Genomic DNA, 16,378 nt, shown 5'->3' with positions numbered 1-16,378 from the left:
TTAATTTAAATATCTATTATTGTATATATTGGTTTTTACTACTTTGAATCCTCCTGCGGTCACACCATTTGCAGCATCATCTACTACTTCAACGGATGTTTTGATAACTCTGCCTGCAGCATCATATTCAAATTTAGTTGCTAGTCCACTGTTATTTACAGTATAAGTTAATTCTCCCCACTCATTGTATACATAACCTACTATAGAAGAAGAAACTGGACGAATCATTAGGTCATCAAAATACACTTTTGAAGCATCAAGTGAACAAAAATCAATTGTACATGTTGTTTTAGGGAGCTGTACATAAGCAGTTTTAAGTTGCCAGTTTCCTGCAGTAATGTTGTCATTAACAAGTGGAATTGCAATATCGTTTACTTTTATAACTGCTTTTGAGCTATTGCTCTTTTCGACCCAAACAGATATTTTGTATCTGCCAGACTTATGTTCGTTGTTTTTCATGGATACTGTCATTTTTAATGTTGATGTTGTTTCAACTGACTGCTTACCTGTATGAAAAGTAAAGCCACTCAACATAGATTTATTAGTTACAGATATTTCAGGATCTATCCAGATTCCATCATTATCATTGGTTTCTGCACTAGAATAAAAGATTTCACCATAGCGTGCATTTCCACTTACGGTTAATTTAGAATCAAAATTTCCCATTTTACTTGTGACATAATTTTTATTTATACCTTTTATCTCAAGAGGATTTGAATAATGATCATACATAGTAATTTCTGATACTTGCTTCCATTGAGGAGATTGGGTAACATCAAATCCAGCTGCTGAAGGTACTAACCAATTAAACCCATCATCTTTGGTTGTTTGTGTATCTGTATAATTTAGAAAAATACCATTGGCATCTTTACTTCCGTTCCAAACATAAGACTTGTGTTTTCTCCAGATTTTTTCTTTTGTATTGGAAGGTTCCATTTTATTGCCAGCAATATCTTTATAAGCCCAGACATTGCTCCACGTCGTAATATCAACTCCTGTTATTTTAAAAGAGGTTCCATCTTTTAAGTAGGTGTAATTAGCAGCAGTTTGAGATAACATATTTTTGCTTTGGTAGTCGTCTACTCGGGATCCCATATTATAATACTCAGGCTTGGTGTAAGCAGGAACAATTTTATTTTTTATTATTTTGCCATCGCTAGTTGTTGTGGTAGTTTCTAGGGCTAAGCCAGTTAAAAAATCAATTTTGTCAAATATTATACTACTCGTATATCCTTTTTGTGTAGTAGTAGTTTTTGTTAATTGGTTTGAATAAGAAGTTTTACTTACAGAATTAACTGTGTAGTATTGCTTACCAGGCACAATATTGTAAAGTGATAAAAAAGATTCTTGTTTCGTTCCGAATTCATCTTGAGAATCAGTTGAAACGCGATATTCATTTTTGAGCGAATATGAAGTTTGATTTTTTGAATTGTACCTTTTAACAGAAAGTAAACGTCCTAAGTTGTTAATTCTATTTTTGATATCATATTTTGTAAATCGCAAATCAACACCGTTATTAGGAATACTTGTTGCTTCATCCTGTATTTTATTTATGGTTAAATAATTTCCAATATTATATACAGAGCCTGAATTTTTGCTATAATTGGTTAGGGTTTCAAAAGTATAATCTGTTTTTGAGACAGTATTATTATCGGCATTTGATTCCTCAACGGAGACGTTACTATACATGATAACAGGAGGAGGGAGCTCAGAGGCATATGGTAAAATCATAAAATCTTTTGAAGGAACAAAAGAGGTTACTCCAGACGATTTATAATTTGTGTCTGAAGGATTTTTATTAAAGCCAGTTTGATTATAATAATAATTCGTTTTATTAGTGATATTAACTCCATCCGAGTAGCTTATTTCTTTAACTCTTATACCTCCGCCTTTTCCGTAATTTGGAGTTCCGGTTAAGGTATATGATTTTGCTGCTACAGCATTATAGTCATCAGATTCATATTGGATGTTTATTTTAGAGCCCATTGGAGTTATTATTTCATTGAGGCACCATGCTGCTGGTTCAACTTTATTATATCCCCAACCATCTTCATTGTTAATGTTAAAAGGTGTAGATGTATTATTATAATTAAATTGGTATTTAGGTATGCAAGCAATGCCTTGATGACCTAAAAACTCAACAGCTTTTAAAGTAAGCTTTCCTTTATTTGTTGCAGAAGAATGAAACGAATTAGGCATTAAAGAATAATTAGCATCATATTGAAAATTAATTATTTTTTCTGCGTTTTGTTCAATACTTGAACTTGTAACATCATTTGCATCTATAACATTTTCATTTTGGTGTATGGGAATTTCTTTAATGTTAGTACTTGTGTCAGCTAAATAAACTCCGTTTAAATTGCCAATTGTATGGTAACCAGGGCTTCCTGGACTATCTTCAATTAAGCATGATATAAGCTGAAAGCCTCTATTTTCATATAAATATGCTTTTTTATTAGAAGTTAATACTGCTCCGGATGCTTTATTAATACTTAAGTTTTTATCATTTTTTAAGAGTATAATTTTGTCTAATTTCAATGAATATTGTGTTGGAAAATCTGCATATCTATATGAAGCTTTATACCCATTTACAGATCCAACCTTCTTTGCAACACCGTTTTCTTTATATGTTGATGGTAATCCATAATTGGAAATAACAGGTGCTACTTGGTAAAATTGCAATAAGTTTGATGTAAATTTTTTGGGACTTGAATTTTTGTCAAAGCCAATGCCATTAGGTGCTTGCGTTGTATATCGCATGAATGCATCTGATTGAGCATCTTTTCGTAAACTTTTTACAAAATAGGCAGTATGGGTTCTGGTTTTTACAGCATCAAGATAATAAATTTGTTTTCTACCTCTGTAATATTCATATCTATCGTCATTTCCTGTACTTCCTTTAACAGTATCGTAATTTCCAGAGCTTCCATTCCAGATATAGCCATCAGACCATTTGCCATAATCAAATTCAACCCAGTATCCGTAATCTTGGGGATCAACTTTATTATTTCCATTAATGTCCACATAGTCAGGTCCAGTGATAGCGGTCAGTAACCAATCAGTCGCGTATGGGACATTTGATTCTCTTTCCATAAATTTAGAATCTTCATTAGTTGGGACAATAAAATTTTTGTACCAAATTTCGAAGTTAATTACGGGTAAAGAATAGTGGTATACTTTACCGTCAATATCAGTAATTCTATACCCGCCAATTGATTCTGGTCTATATATTTGTGGTTGGTTTCTATTTAAATTATTTGCTTCAATAAACGTACCTGCAGTAGCTGAAGTTCCGGATAAAATTTGTGAATTAGTAAAAGCTTCAACAGATTTTCCAGTTCTTTTACGATTAGTTCTGGCATCAACTTTTAGTAGTATATTATCATTTGTATAAGTTTCATTAAACTTATCTGTTTTTTGGGTCTTTGCATATTTTTGGCCAAGATAAGTCTGATACCCGGATCTTGAATAATCAGGATCAATAATTTCACTACCTGTATCCCTTTTAATGATAGATCGATCAATTCTAAGAAATGAAGAATTTGTATTTTCAAACTCGAAGAAAATTTTATAGTTTAATTTTAAAGATGTATCATCATTGTTAAAGTTGTTGTAAAATATACTTTGATTAGGGACATTATAACTATTTGAGCCGTTAGTTACAGTTGTATATTCTCCTGTATATATATTCTCATGCTTTAATCTTGTTTCTGAGGTAAATGCAGGTGTTATAGATCCCGAAAGGCCTTGAGCTTGAACTTTATATTTGTCATAATTTGGCAGTAAAACATTGTCATTCAAGTAGTCTTTTGTTGAATCTCCCAAGTCAGAAATATTGCTAACTCCATCATTATAAATAACTAATTTATTTACATCATGATTTAAGCCTAAGTCAGATCCACTATTTGGGTATAATATCCCAGTGTATTTTTTTATTTGTTCTTCAAATAAACTATACTTTACTTTTGTATGGCCATAATAAAAGTAAAAACCAGCAATTCCCATACTATAATTTTCCGAGGATGTCTGTACATCATAATTGTTTAATGAAAATGATCCTATATTAGAGCTTGCTCCTGTCCCTTGTGGTCCCATATAAGAGCCTTGGTCTTTTAATGAGTTAAATGATACTCCGGTAGAGATATTTGACACTACATTGTCAAGACTGCCACCATAACCAAGACCTACAGTAGGGCCAAAAGTTCCCGTGCCTACAGTAACTGCATAACCCCCTACGCCTAATGAAACACTTCCTCCGAAAGTTTTGTTAGAACCCCAGTAAGCCCCTAAACCGGCACTAATATTATAAAAAGTCATTCCGACTCCAGCATCGTAATAATTTGCTGTTCCTCCTTGATCATATATAAATGTATTATCATTACCTATTTCTATATCATCTGGATAGCCATTAACGCTTCTATTAATTGCTCCTGGATTTAAACTCCATCCAAGTCCTACCCAAGAAGCTTCTTGAGCCATTGCAATACCTGCGTGATTTGATAACGCCAGCGGGTAGCCTCCTTCTGGACTGGGAACATTTAATAACGGAAGTACATATGACATATCTCCGGTTACTAAATTAACCATATCTGCAGCATCAACAGGTTCAAAGTTTGCGGCTTCAAACGAGTTAGGGCCATTATTAGTAGCAAATAAATTATTAGGTAAAAGTGTTGGGAAAAAGATCAACAAGAAAAAAGTAGCAATAATACGATGGCGTTTTTGGAATTTGGTCATGGTAGTGGTATTAAAAGACTAATTGAGGTTCGTTTATTAAGGCTTTGGTATTGAGTTTGAATTTAATATCTCCAGTTTGAAGGCCTAAATCTTCTATTACAAAATTTAGGTATTCTTGTTTTAGGTATTTTTCATCACGAGGATATACAATCATAATAGAAGTAGAATTGCTCATGCCATACATTCTTGGATAAATGAAGTCGGCTAAGGCTAGGGTGTCTTTGGCCGGGGTATACACATGAAGTTTTTCCTCCATGCCAAAAGCTAATTCGTTTACCATTTGTCCGAATTTGGCTTTGTCTTGAGCGACACCATTTAATAATTCTTGATCGTTTTTTGACATAGAGAGATTAAAATACATGTACTTGCCGTATTGTTTTCTGAATTTCTCTATTTGAGCCGGATTAGGTTTGTCTCCTAATTCTTGTTTTACAAGTAAATCAGTTGGCCTATATTGTAAAACATAGTCGACATCGGCTACATTTTTTTTGTAAACGTAACCATTGTCTTCATCTTGTATATAACTGTTCATTTCCTCTTGCGTATCAAATTTTTTGTTGCAAGAGGAAATAATTAGTGTTATAAGAAATAGTAAAAGTCTATTTTTTATCATATTCAGCATTAAGACCTTTTAACACTTCTTCTGTTAAGTCAGTTGAGTCATCGGCATACATTATATTTCCTCCACCACTCGCACCGAATATGATTTTGTAGTTATGTTCTTTTCCATATTCTTTGATATAATCGTTTATATCGTTAATTACGGTTTGGGTTACTTTTTTATCTTCTTCTTGAATTTTTTTCTGAATAGCTTCTTGATAGCCATTAATTTGCTGCTGTTTGTTAGATAGTAGCTCTTGTTTTAATTTCAGCTCCTTTGGAGATAAGGCAGTTCTTTCTTTTTCGTAAGTTTTTAATTCGTTTTGCCAATTACTGATCAAAGAATCTACATTGGCTTTCATTAAAGAAGCTTTTTTATCAAATTCAGCTTTAGCGATTTTTGTTTTACTATAGCCAGTAATCAATTTGTTAACATCTACATATACTAATTCTGAACTTGATTTTGCAAAATAAATTGCTAGAATGCTTAAAAAAACTGCAAAACCTGCAGCATACAAAGGTAATTTTTTCATTTTTGTTCTTGGGATAATTTTAACAAATCTAGCCAATTAAATGTTAATTTAATAAGTTGTATATTGTTATTTTTTTAAGTTTTATAATTGATTGATTATTTGTGGTTTAGTTTTGATACGTAAAATTTTAAATAGGTCAAATGTTAAAAATGTTAAATTAATGCAAATATTAATTATTAAAATCATATTTCATTACGGGAAACCACATTGAAGCTATTTTTTTTTGAAAATAAAAACACAAAAAAAGGCACTCAAATTTGAGTGCCTTTTTAAGTTTGTTAATTTAGAGTTTAAGACTTGAAATTCGAAACTTTATATGTTTTTCCGTCTCCAGTTTCTTGAACTACTTTTGTTAAAGATTCTGAATTTTGAATTGTTTTGTCAAAACTTACCGTTGCTGTTTTCTTGTCAAAATCGACAGTTGCTTTTTCAACTCCGTCAAGATTGGCTAATTCTTCTTCAATGGTTTTAGCGCATCCAACAGCGCAAGTCATTCCGTCAATTGTGAAACTTGCAGTTTGAAAATTTTCAGCTGCGATTGGTTTGTGTTCTTTTGGAGCGCTTTTTTCTTTATTTACCACTTCAAGACTTTTGTCTTCTGCTTTTTTACAGCCAACAAATACTAAACCAGCGATTGTTGCAGCGAATAAGATTTTTGAAATTTTCATTATATATAAATTTAAAAATTGCGAATAAGATTCTTGCAAAATTAATAAAAAGAGAATGCTTAGTTCGTAAAATAATTACAAATTTGCAGTAAAATGCAATTTATGGAAACAAAACAGTTAAAGTGGATTTACTTGACTATTCTTTCTCTTATTTGGGGAAGCTCTTTTATTCTGATAAAAAAAGGACTGATAGGTTTAAGCGCTGTTCAGGTAGGATCGTTCCGAATTATTTTTGCTGCTTTGTTTTTGCTAATTGTAGGTTTTAATAGTCTGAAAAAGATTTCGCGCCGTCAATGGAAATATGTTGCGATAACTTCACTGTTCGGAACTTTTATGCCAGCTTATCTTTTTGCTATTGCCGAAACCCAAGTAAATAGTTCTATTGTAGCGATTTTAAATTCGCTTACACCTTTAAACACTTTAGTTTTGGGAATTATAGCTTTTGGAATTCAGTTTCAAAAACGACAGGTTTTAGGCGTCTTTGTTGGACTTGTGGGCTGTCTGCTTTTAGTTTTAAGCGGAGATTCTGCAAGTGGAACTCAAAACTATTTATATGTTTTATTGGTGGTTATTGCGACGCTTAGTTATGCAATCAACGTGAATCTGATTAAGAAGTATCTTCATGATTTAAATTCTGTAAGTATTACAACAGGAAATTTTGCGGTTTTGCTTTTACCTGCATTAATCATTTTAAGCACAACCGATATCAGTCAAAAAATACATTTTGCTGAAACACAGCATTCGATACTTTTTGTGGCCATTCTTGGGATTTTAGGAACTGGAATTGCAAATATTCTTTTCTTTAAATTAATTCAAATGTCGTCGCCGGTTTTTGCAACGTCAGTAACGTATTTAATTCCGATCGTAGCATTTTTCTGGGGATTGTTAGATAACGAATTCCTAACGCCAATTCAATCTGTGGGAGCTTTTATTATTTTGATTGGGGTTTATTTGTCGGCGAAGAAGTGATTTTTTTGAGTTATGAATTATGAGTTATAAGTTATGAATGGCCTTCGACTCCGCTCAACTTGACAAAACCTAGTAAATAAAAAAGCTTTGTCAAAGTTTCAAACTTTGACAAAGCCTTAAAATCTTTAAACACTTAGGAGCTTAGTATCTCAGAACCTTAGCATCTTAAAGAAAATCTTTCTCAGAAACTCCTTCGTTAATTTTAATATCAGACATTTTAATATCTAATTCAAAACCAACATTCTGAACTAGGTTAAAAGGAACTTTAACACCTTTTACTTCTCTGTAATCATTGAAATTAGTGATTTGTTCCACTGATTTTCCGCCTTGCTCGCGAACTTTAGATTCGGCAGTTTTTAAGCCTGATTTAACGTCGTAATAATATTTTGTTTTACCATCTTTAATTACGTAAGCATCGCTTCCATTGATTGGTTCAATTCCTTCTACTTTAAGATCAGTTCTTTTTACAAGTTGCAGTTCTTCAAATGGGGCTGCGTTAGCTTTCATTTCTGCTAAATCTTCGCCTTCAAGGTTTTTTCTCTGGCCTTGCTGTTCAACGTAAGCGCCTTTTTCATTAACTACCTGTTTCATTAAATTCATTGTTCCCATAGAAAGCGAAACCATCATTTTTCCTTTTGAATCTAATTTAGAAGTAAAAGTTAATGGAGTAGGAGCTTGCGGAATTGTTGTTGAACCGTTCATATATAATGTTTTTGCTGCGGTAACAGCTTTTTCTCCACCAATGGCATTAATGTAGTTTTCGAAAACTGTTTTTGCACTAATATCTTTTGGGGCTTCTTTTTTTGTTGAAGGTTTTTCAACTGGATTTCCATATTTGTCGAAATATGAAATCGGAATTTGTAGTTTTTCTAATCCAGGAATCACATCAGAACCTTTTCCAACAATAACAATTCTCATATTGTCCAATAAAAAATATTTGTTGGCAACACGATAAATATCGTCAGCAGTAACATTATTGATGGTTTGAATGTATTTTTCGTAGAAATCTGCAGGAAGTTTTTCTGTTTCAATGTTTAGCGCATAACGTGCAACAGCTTGAGGTTTTTCAACCTGCATTACAAATCTTCCAATATAACCTGCTTTTACGTTTCTTAAAACTTCTGGATCAACTCTTTCAGTTCTAATTCGTTTAATTTCTTTTACAAATTGTACAACTGCACTATCTGTAACTGTATTTCTAACCGCCGAAGAAGCTTTAAATTTAGTTACATATTTACCGCTTCCAATACTTGAGTTAGCTCCGTATGTCCAAGCGTGCTGCTCACGAAGATTCATGTTTAAATAACTGTTGAAATCACCTCCAAGAATTTGATTAGCAATAACCGCTGGGAAAAAATCTGGATCGCTCATTTTTAAATTTAAAGTATTTACCAATGAGATTTCAGATTGAACCGCGTTTGGAACATCAACAAAATCAATTTGCAAATTTGAAGGATTTGTAGGATTAGGATAAGTGTTTTTTGGAGCACTTTGTTTTTTCCATCCGCTGAAAAGTTTTTCAACAGCCGTTTTTATGTCTTTAAATTTGACGTCGCCAATAACTACCAAATAGGCATTTTCTGGAACAAAATAAGTGTTGTAATTGTTTTGAACATCTGCTAGTGTGACATTTTTCACGGTCTCTTCAGAAAGATATTCTCCGTTAGGATGGTTTTTTCCAAATGCTAACACATCAACCACTCTGTTTGAAATGGCAGGAACGCTTTTTTCATCGGCTTTTAAACCTTCTAAAAGTTTTGCTTTTTCTTTGTCGAATTCTGTTTGAGTGAAATTTGGCTGTAAAGCACCTTCTGCCAAAAGTTCTAAAACACGTCCAGAATATTTTGATAATGTACTAGCATAAGCACCTTGAGAAGTAAAATTAATATTAGCTCCGTAAAAATCAATTTCTTCGTTAAAAGCTTCTTTAGTTGTTTTTTTTGTTCCATTTCCAATCAGACTGCTGGTCAATTCGTCAACACCTTTTTTATTGCCTTCAGTAAATGGAGCATTGTCTAAAGTAAGTGTGTAGCTCACTCTAGGTAATTTGTGGTTTTCAACAACTAAAACCTTCATTCCGTTTGCTAAAACAAAGGTCTGCGGTTTTTTGATGTTGACTACTGGGGCATTTCCTGGTTTGGGTTGTGGACGATCTTGTGCTTGCATAATTCCAGTTAGGAAAATAAGGATTAAAAAAGTATATATTTTTTTCATGATTCGATATTCTTAGTTTTGAGATTTGGCTGTCGGAATATAATCTAAAATCAAACGCTGATTCGGGTTCAAATACTTCTTAGCAACTTCTCTGATTTCTTCTCTTGTAATAGAATGATAGATGTCAATTTCAGTATTGATTAAATTGACATCGCCATATAGAAGATAGTAAGAAGCCAGATTTTCTGCAATTCCCTCTACGCTTGCATTGGCATTTACGTAATTGTTATCGAATTTGTTTTGTAATTTTTCATAATCTTTTTCAGAAATAAGATCGGTTTGAATTTTTACAATTTCTTCATCTATTTCTTTTAAAATATCATCAATTGTGTATGGAGCCATTGGCAGACCGTAAAGAATATACGTTCCGTAATCTTCTTGGCTAAATCCTACAGCGCCAATCTGTAGCGCCATTTTTTTGTCGTCAACTATTTTTTTGTAAAGTTTAGAGCTTTTTCCATCACTTAAATAAGATGAAATAAGGTCTAAAACTCTAGCGTCTCTAGTTTTCATTGAAGGTGTTCTGTATGAAGCAACAATCATTGGAATCTGAATATTGGGATCTTCATAAGTAGCTTTAATGGTTTGTGTGATTGGCTCTTCTGTAAAAGTTTGTTTTTTAACTTCTTCACCTTTTGGAATTGGTCCAAAATATTTCTGAATCCATTCTTTTGTTTTTGCTTTTTCGAAATCCCCAGCAACAACCAAAACAGCATTGTTTGGTGTATAGAATTTTTTATTGAATGCCTGAAATTCTTCAAGAGTTGCTGCGTCCAAATCTTTCATGGAACCAATAGTGGTCCATCTGTAAGGGTGGTTTTTGAACATGTTTTTCTTAACCTCTGCCAGAATATTTCCGTACGGCTGATTGTCGTAACGCATTCTTTTTTCTTCTTTTACAACTTCATTTTGTGTGTCAACGCCTACCTTATTAATAATAGGATGCATTAATCTTTCAGATTCCATCCATAAACCAAGTTCTAAACTGTTAGAAGGAAAAACTTCATAATAATACGTTCTGTCATCAGATGTGTTAGCATTGTTAACTCCTCCATTTGCAGTAACAATTTTCATCCATTCCCCACGTTTTATATTTTGGGTTCCTTCAAATAATAAATGCTCAAAGAAGTGTGCAAAACCTGTTCGATCAGGGCGTTCATCTTTTGATCCAACATGATACATTACCGAAGTGATAACAACTGGAGCAGATGGGTCATTGTGTAAAATGACATGCAGTCCGTTGTCTAAATCGTATTCTTCAAAAGCTACTTTTTGGGCATGAGCCACTCCGCCAAGCATTAATGCAGCACTTAACATCATTATTGATTTTTTCATAAAGATTAATAATTTTAAAATATCAACAAGAGTAGGTCGACAAGAGTTGATTTTGGTTACATCAAAAATAGTTTTTTTTAGTTATGTATTACAGAATTGTTTTTAAATAAACACTATTTTAACAATCTTTTACTTTAAATTAATTTTGTTTTATATGCAGAACTGCTTGAAAAACAAGGTTTTTTTAGGTAGAAATATTTTTGCTTTTATAGGTTGCATAGTAAATTATTAGTTGTATATTTGCAACCTTAAAATTCAATAAATCAATTTGATATGTATGCAATCGTAGAGATAGCAGGGCAACAATTTAAAGTAAGCAAAGACTTAAAGGTTTATGTTCACCGTTTAGCTAATGAAGAAGGTTCAAAAGTTTCTTTTGACAAAGTTCTTTTATTAGATGACAATGGAAATGTAACTTTAGGCGCCCCAGCTATAGAAGGTGCTTCAGTAGAAGCTAAAGTGTTACAACACTTAAAAGGAGATAAAGTTATCGTTTTCAAAAAGAAAAGAAGAAAAGGATACAAAAAAAGAAATGGTCACAGACAATATCTTACTCAAATTGTAATTGAAGGTATTACTGCAGCAGGAGGAACAAAAAAAGCAGCAGCTAAAAAAGCGGTTGTAGCAGAAGATGCAGCAGCTACTGAAGAAGTAGAAGCAGCTCCAAAAGCAAAAAAAGCAGCTCCAAAAGCAAAAAAAGAGACTACTAAAGAATAATAACAATATTTAAACTCATACGTCATGGCTCACAAGAAAGGTGTCGGTAGTTCGAAGAATGGTAGAGAATCAGAATCAAAACGTTTAGGCGTTAAGATTTATGGTGGTCAAGCTGCTATTGCTGGGAACATCATCGTTAGACAAAGAGGTTCAAAACACAATCCAGGTGAAAACGTTTACATTAGTAAAGATCACACTCTTCACGCAAGAGTTGCTGGAGTTGTTAAGTTCCAAAAGAAAAGAGATAACAAATCTTATGTATCTATTATTCCATTCGAGGCATAATAATCATAGATTACTTTTTATAAAAAACCCGTTCTGAAAAGATCGGGTTTTTTGTTTTTAGCTTAAGACGATTTAGTGAAAAATTTGTATTTGCAAGACTGAGGATAATTAGATATCTTCAAACTCTTTTAAATATTATAAGTTGAAAAAAATAGTCTTATTTGCCCTTTTGTTCTGTATAAGCACTTACGGTAAAGTTGTGTCAGATAGTATTGCCATTCATTTGAGTGTACTAAATGATAAGCAGAAAAATGTTTTGTATGAATTTGAGGCCATTAAAAGTAATGGTTTCAATACAGATCAGTTTTGGAAGGCACATAAAAATGAATTTCCTAGTTTAAGTGATAATCTTAGAGACGAATTAGCAAAGGAAGTTTTTCTAAATTCAGATATTGTTTATGCACCGCAAAAAGATTCCACAGTACAATTATGGATGCAAACAAAATTACTGACCAATTGGATGTTTTATCTTTCTGCATTTATAGCTATTTGCGCTATTGTTGCTCTGTTTAAAAGGTATTGGAGACTGCTGATTCAGTTTTTAATTCGTCATATTGCTCCAGTATTAAAGATTCTATTTTCGGCAGTTTTATTAACTCTTGAATTGCTTTTAATAGGAGCAGCGTGTATAATTTATGGCTGCATGGTGGAGGAATTTGTGTTGCGAACCATAGTTATACATTTGGGCTTGTTTTTATTATGGAGCCAGTCTACGGCTTTATTTACAAAAGAATATTGGATTAAGAAATATGTTTATGAAATAGAAAATAACTTTTGGGGTAAAGATTCTTGGGAAACCATAAAAACAATTTGTTTTCCAGCTTTTATAGTTACGATTGCTATTTTATATGTATTGTATAAAGTTCCTACCGATGCTTTTTATAACTACGAAGTGGTTTTGTCGGGAATCGCAGCGGTTTATGCTTTGCCTTTCTGGCGTTCATTAGAAAAGTATATTTATCCTGTTTTATTTCCTTTTTATAAAGAAAATTATAGAGAGAGAAGCATTAATTCTCTGGCTGCATGTACTGTTGTTGCGATTGTTGTCACAATACTATTTGTGCTGCAAGAAAATCTTATTTTTAGTAATATTATCTCGGCTCTGCTAAGTTTATTGATTTTGTCATTTTTAATTTTGTCATTAAAAATGAATCATAAACGCAGTTTAAGAAACTATTATTTTATACAATTTGTAACGTTTCTTTTTTTTAGTGCAGTTTTTATGTACGGGTTTTATTTTCAGTTAAACGAAGTTATTTGGTTTGCGATTATAGGATCAACCATATTTGTAATAGTAAAGTATATGGAAGCTTTTTCTTTTTTTTCAGATTGGAAAAGAGGAAAAGGCTGGGCTTGGAAATTGCTTGGTTTAGCTTTGTTGCTATGGGTTATGGGTAAAGGAATTTTGTATGTTTCGAAACAAATGTTTATACTATAATTTTCTGTAAAAGAAAAAAAACCTTTGTCAAAGGTTTAAACTTTGACAAAGGTTAATATGTAGAGATCTGGTATGGAATTTTGAATTTCCAGAATTAGAGTTTTATTTATTCGGTATCTTTGGTTTCTTCCAAATCTTCCGTTTTCTTACCTACTTTTACTTTAGGGTTATCTTGTGTTCCAGTTACAGTCAATGGAATTCCGAAAATACCAAAAGGAGGAAGTCCTAAACGCATTTTTAGGTTTAATTTTCCATCTAGGCTTGTTGTTCCTTCAATTCTTGGTCTAAAGCCTGCAAACTTAAATTTAAAGCGCTCTACAGTTATGATATTGTTCTTAACTGTCGTTTTGATATCAACTTTAGAAAGATCTGGGTTTTTCATCGATTCAGAATTGGTTTGTTTGCTTACAGCATTAAACATTTTCAAACCTCTTACTTTTACATCTTTTACAGAAAGTGTTCCACCTCCAACAAGCGAAGGATAAACAGGATCCATATTTCCGTTTAAACGGCCTTTTAACTGATAATCTAAAGAAACAATTCCCTGTGCTTTCTCTGCAGCGCTTGCCATTTTTCTGAAAACTTCAATCTCATTATAAGCTCTCTTAATGTCAAAATCTGTAGCTTTTATAGCATAATCAAAATTAGCTTTTTGTGGCGTTACAGCTTGGTAATTGGCATTCATGGAAACGTTGCATCCAATTAAATTAAAACCAGTATTTTGCATGGTTAATTTGCCATTTTTCATAGACAAATTTCCAGTTGCATTTTGAAGATTTAATTTGTCAAAATATACTTTTTGAGCGTTGGCAAATAATTGTAAATTTAAATTGGTTGGAATAATTATAACACCAGTCTGAGTGTTTTCAGATTGTTTCGTTTCGGTTTTAGGAACAGAACTCTGTGTTACAGGCGTATTTGGGTCAACGCTAGACATGAATTCGTCTACATTGATATATCGAGAAGTAACTTTAAAAGAGCCTTTTAAAACGCCTGTATTTGTGGTAACATAATTGATAACATTCTGTAAATATCCATTCATTTTAAAATCAGACTGCCCGTATGCAGCTAGGAAATTATTGAAAGACATTTTGTCCTGATTGATTTTAAAAATTCCTTCTTTAATGATGAATTTTTTCGGAAGATATTCAGAAGCTATTCCGATATTTCTTAGCTCAAGCGTTCCTTTGTTGTTTAATTTGCTGTAATTTCCTTTTTCGGCATCACTTTGTTTTCCTTTTAAGACTAAATCGGCTTTTACAAAACCGTCTAAATCAAGACCTTTTTGCGAAAAGACTCTGTAAATTCTGCTAATATCCAATTCACCTTTAGCTTTTACATCATAACTCAAATCGTCAAAATTGCTTAAATCGGCTTGTACAAAAACAGGTTTTCCTTCAAAAGTAAATTGCGTTGGCTGTAAATTTACTTTCAGGTCGGCAAATGTTCCTTTCTGGTTTTCGATTTTCGATTTAATCGTAATGTCAGTAATCGGATTTGGATAATATGGAGTTTTTAAATATCCATTTTCTAAATTAAGAACTCCGTTTGTGAGAGGAAAACGCTTATTCTTTTGGTCAAATATTCCGTTTGTTTTTACGTCACCAGTTAAAGTTCCTTTCAGTTCAATATCTGGAATTCCAAGCGCTTTAAGTAGTTTCTCAAGATCGATTTTGGCCTTAAAATCAGCATTAATATCTGGTGTGTTTACACCTTTAACCAAAAATTTCGATTTTAAATAATCCTGATTGATGTTTAGCGATAAGTTTTTTGCATCAACAATTACCAAATCTGGATTTAGAGAAGGAACGGTTGTTTTAACATCTAAATTTAAGTTTGAAACCGGAAATGCGCTTTTGTTATAATTGACAAAGCCATCAGTTACTTTTACATCCAAATCTAGATCGGGAGCTATATTTTCAGAAGTAATATACTTTCCTTTTAAAGTCAGAAGCAGATTTGTGTTTCCTTTTAATTCGGTTTTAGAAAGCCAAGTAATATATTTTGGAGGTAACGCTGTAAAAACATCATACAGCTTACTGTTTTCAGATTTAATAACAAAATCCATATTATAGCCATCTTTCAAAAAATCAAATTTCCCTTTAAAATCAACCAGTAGCTGGTTGATTTTTAGATTGTTCTGCTGAAAAAAGAAAGAAAGTGAGTTGATGTTTACTTTTGTAATTAAATCTGCATCAACCTTTTTGTTCATTAAATAAGGTTCATCTTCATAAACAATATTTAATTTTTCGATGTTTGCTTTAGAATATAAATCAAAAACGGCTTTGTTTAAATCTCCTTTTCCTAAATAGTTAAATCCGTATGCGTCAAAATGGACTTTAGTAGACTTGTCGTCATAAACAATTTTGCTGTTTAAAATTTCAATTCGTTCCAGTTTAAGAGCGGTATCACTGCTGTCTTTGGCTTTAGAAGCTTGTTCCTGCGATTTGTAAATGTTGTAATTCGCTTCTCCGTTCGCATTCACTTTTACATTTATAAAGGAATCCGATAAATAAATCTGATCAATTTTTACCGATTTGCTGAAAATTAGACTCGCCACATTTATTCCAAAAGAAACCTCTTTCGCAGTGATGAATTTTTCTTTTGTATACGGAGCTGAGCCATTAAGGCTTAAATTGTCTAAGGTTAAAGTTAGTGAAGGAAAATGGTGAAAAAATGACACCGAAACATCAGAATAATTCAGTTCTGCGCTTAATCTTTCGTTGGCTGTTTTCTTTATTTGTTCTTTAATCTGGTCCTCAAAGACGATAGGCGTTAAAAATAGTAATGCTATAATAACTGCGAAAGTTATTCCAGTATACTTCGCAATTTTAAAAACGATTGATCTCGATTTACTTTTTTGCATAGCGAATTTTGGTTTT

General features: G+C 32.4%; 11 protein-coding genes. 4 read left to right on the top strand and 7 right to left on the bottom strand.

Annotation, left to right across the window (positions count from 1 at the left end; genetic code table 11):
• From LPB248_RS08475 to LPB248_RS08460, 4 genes are all read right to left on the bottom strand, one after another.
• The gene (locus tag LPB248_RS08475) at positions 1-4,737 is read right to left on the bottom strand and encodes an RHS repeat protein (RefSeq protein ID WP_177211046.1); all 4,737 of its coding nucleotides are present in this window, start codon (positions 4,735-4,737) and stop codon (positions 1-3) included.
• A 10-nt stretch (positions 4,738-4,747) separates the two neighbouring features.
• Complete coding sequence (locus tag LPB248_RS08470; RefSeq protein ID WP_255462889.1) at positions 4,748-5,269, bottom strand: hypothetical protein; 522 nt, start codon at positions 5,267-5,269, stop codon at positions 4,748-4,750.
• A gap of 67 nt (positions 5,270-5,336) precedes the next feature.
• Positions 5,337-5,870, bottom strand: coding sequence for an OmpH family outer membrane protein (locus LPB248_RS08465; protein ID WP_177211044.1), 534 nt, complete (start codon positions 5,868-5,870; stop codon positions 5,337-5,339).
• Between the two features lie 290 nt (positions 5,871-6,160).
• Positions 6,161-6,538: a heavy-metal-associated domain-containing protein gene (locus tag LPB248_RS08460; RefSeq protein WP_177211043.1), complete on the bottom strand. Its 378-nt coding sequence runs from the start codon at positions 6,536-6,538 to the stop codon at positions 6,161-6,163.
• Positions 6,539-6,640: 102 nt separating this feature from the next.
• Between LPB248_RS08460 and LPB248_RS08455 the strand changes: the two genes are divergently transcribed.
• Entirely contained in the window at positions 6,641-7,507 is an 867-nt protein-coding gene (locus LPB248_RS08455) for a DMT family transporter (RefSeq protein WP_177211042.1), read from the top strand.
• A 165-nt stretch (positions 7,508-7,672) separates the two neighbouring features.
• Here LPB248_RS08455 and LPB248_RS08450 read toward each other — a convergent pair whose 3' ends face one another.
• Together LPB248_RS08450 and LPB248_RS08445 are read right to left on the bottom strand one after the other, a co-directional pair.
• The gene (locus tag LPB248_RS08450; RefSeq protein ID WP_177211041.1) at positions 7,673-9,721 is read right to left on the bottom strand and encodes a M16 family metallopeptidase; all 2,049 of its coding nucleotides are present in this window, start codon (positions 9,719-9,721) and stop codon (positions 7,673-7,675) included.
• Positions 9,722-9,733: 12 nt separating this feature from the next.
• Entirely contained in the window at positions 9,734-11,056 is a 1,323-nt protein-coding gene (locus LPB248_RS08445) for a M16 family metallopeptidase (RefSeq protein WP_177211040.1), read from the bottom strand.
• Between the two features lie 273 nt (positions 11,057-11,329).
• Between LPB248_RS08445 and rplU the strand changes: the two genes are divergently transcribed.
• The 3 genes from rplU to LPB248_RS08430 all read left to right on the top strand — a co-directional run bounded on the left by rplU (position 11,330) and on the right by LPB248_RS08430 (position 13,496).
• Entirely contained in the window at positions 11,330-11,773 is a 444-nt protein-coding gene (rplU, locus tag LPB248_RS08440; RefSeq protein WP_008466656.1) for a 50S ribosomal protein L21, read from the top strand.
• Positions 11,774-11,797: 24 nt separating this feature from the next.
• Positions 11,798-12,058: a 50S ribosomal protein L27 gene (gene rpmA / locus LPB248_RS08435; RefSeq protein WP_012023622.1), complete on the top strand. Its 261-nt coding sequence runs from the start codon at positions 11,798-11,800 to the stop codon at positions 12,056-12,058.
• Between the two features lie 142 nt (positions 12,059-12,200).
• On the top strand, positions 12,201-13,496 hold the full coding sequence (locus LPB248_RS08430; RefSeq protein WP_255462888.1) for a hypothetical protein: 1,296 nt from the start codon (positions 12,201-12,203) through the stop codon (positions 13,494-13,496).
• 106 nt (positions 13,497-13,602) lie between these two features.
• Here LPB248_RS08430 and LPB248_RS08425 read toward each other — a convergent pair whose 3' ends face one another.
• Entirely contained in the window at positions 13,603-16,362 is a 2,760-nt protein-coding gene (locus LPB248_RS08425) for an AsmA-like C-terminal region-containing protein (protein ID WP_177211039.1), read from the bottom strand.
• Positions 16,363-16,378: the final 16 nt, after the last annotated feature.

Source organism: Flavobacterium sp. LPB0248, from assembly GCF_013388355.1.
Lineage (GTDB): Bacteria > Bacteroidota > Bacteroidia > Flavobacteriales > Flavobacteriaceae > Flavobacterium.
The sequence above is the reverse complement of the archived record's forward strand: the minus strand, read 5'-3'. Positions and strand labels throughout refer to the sequence as shown.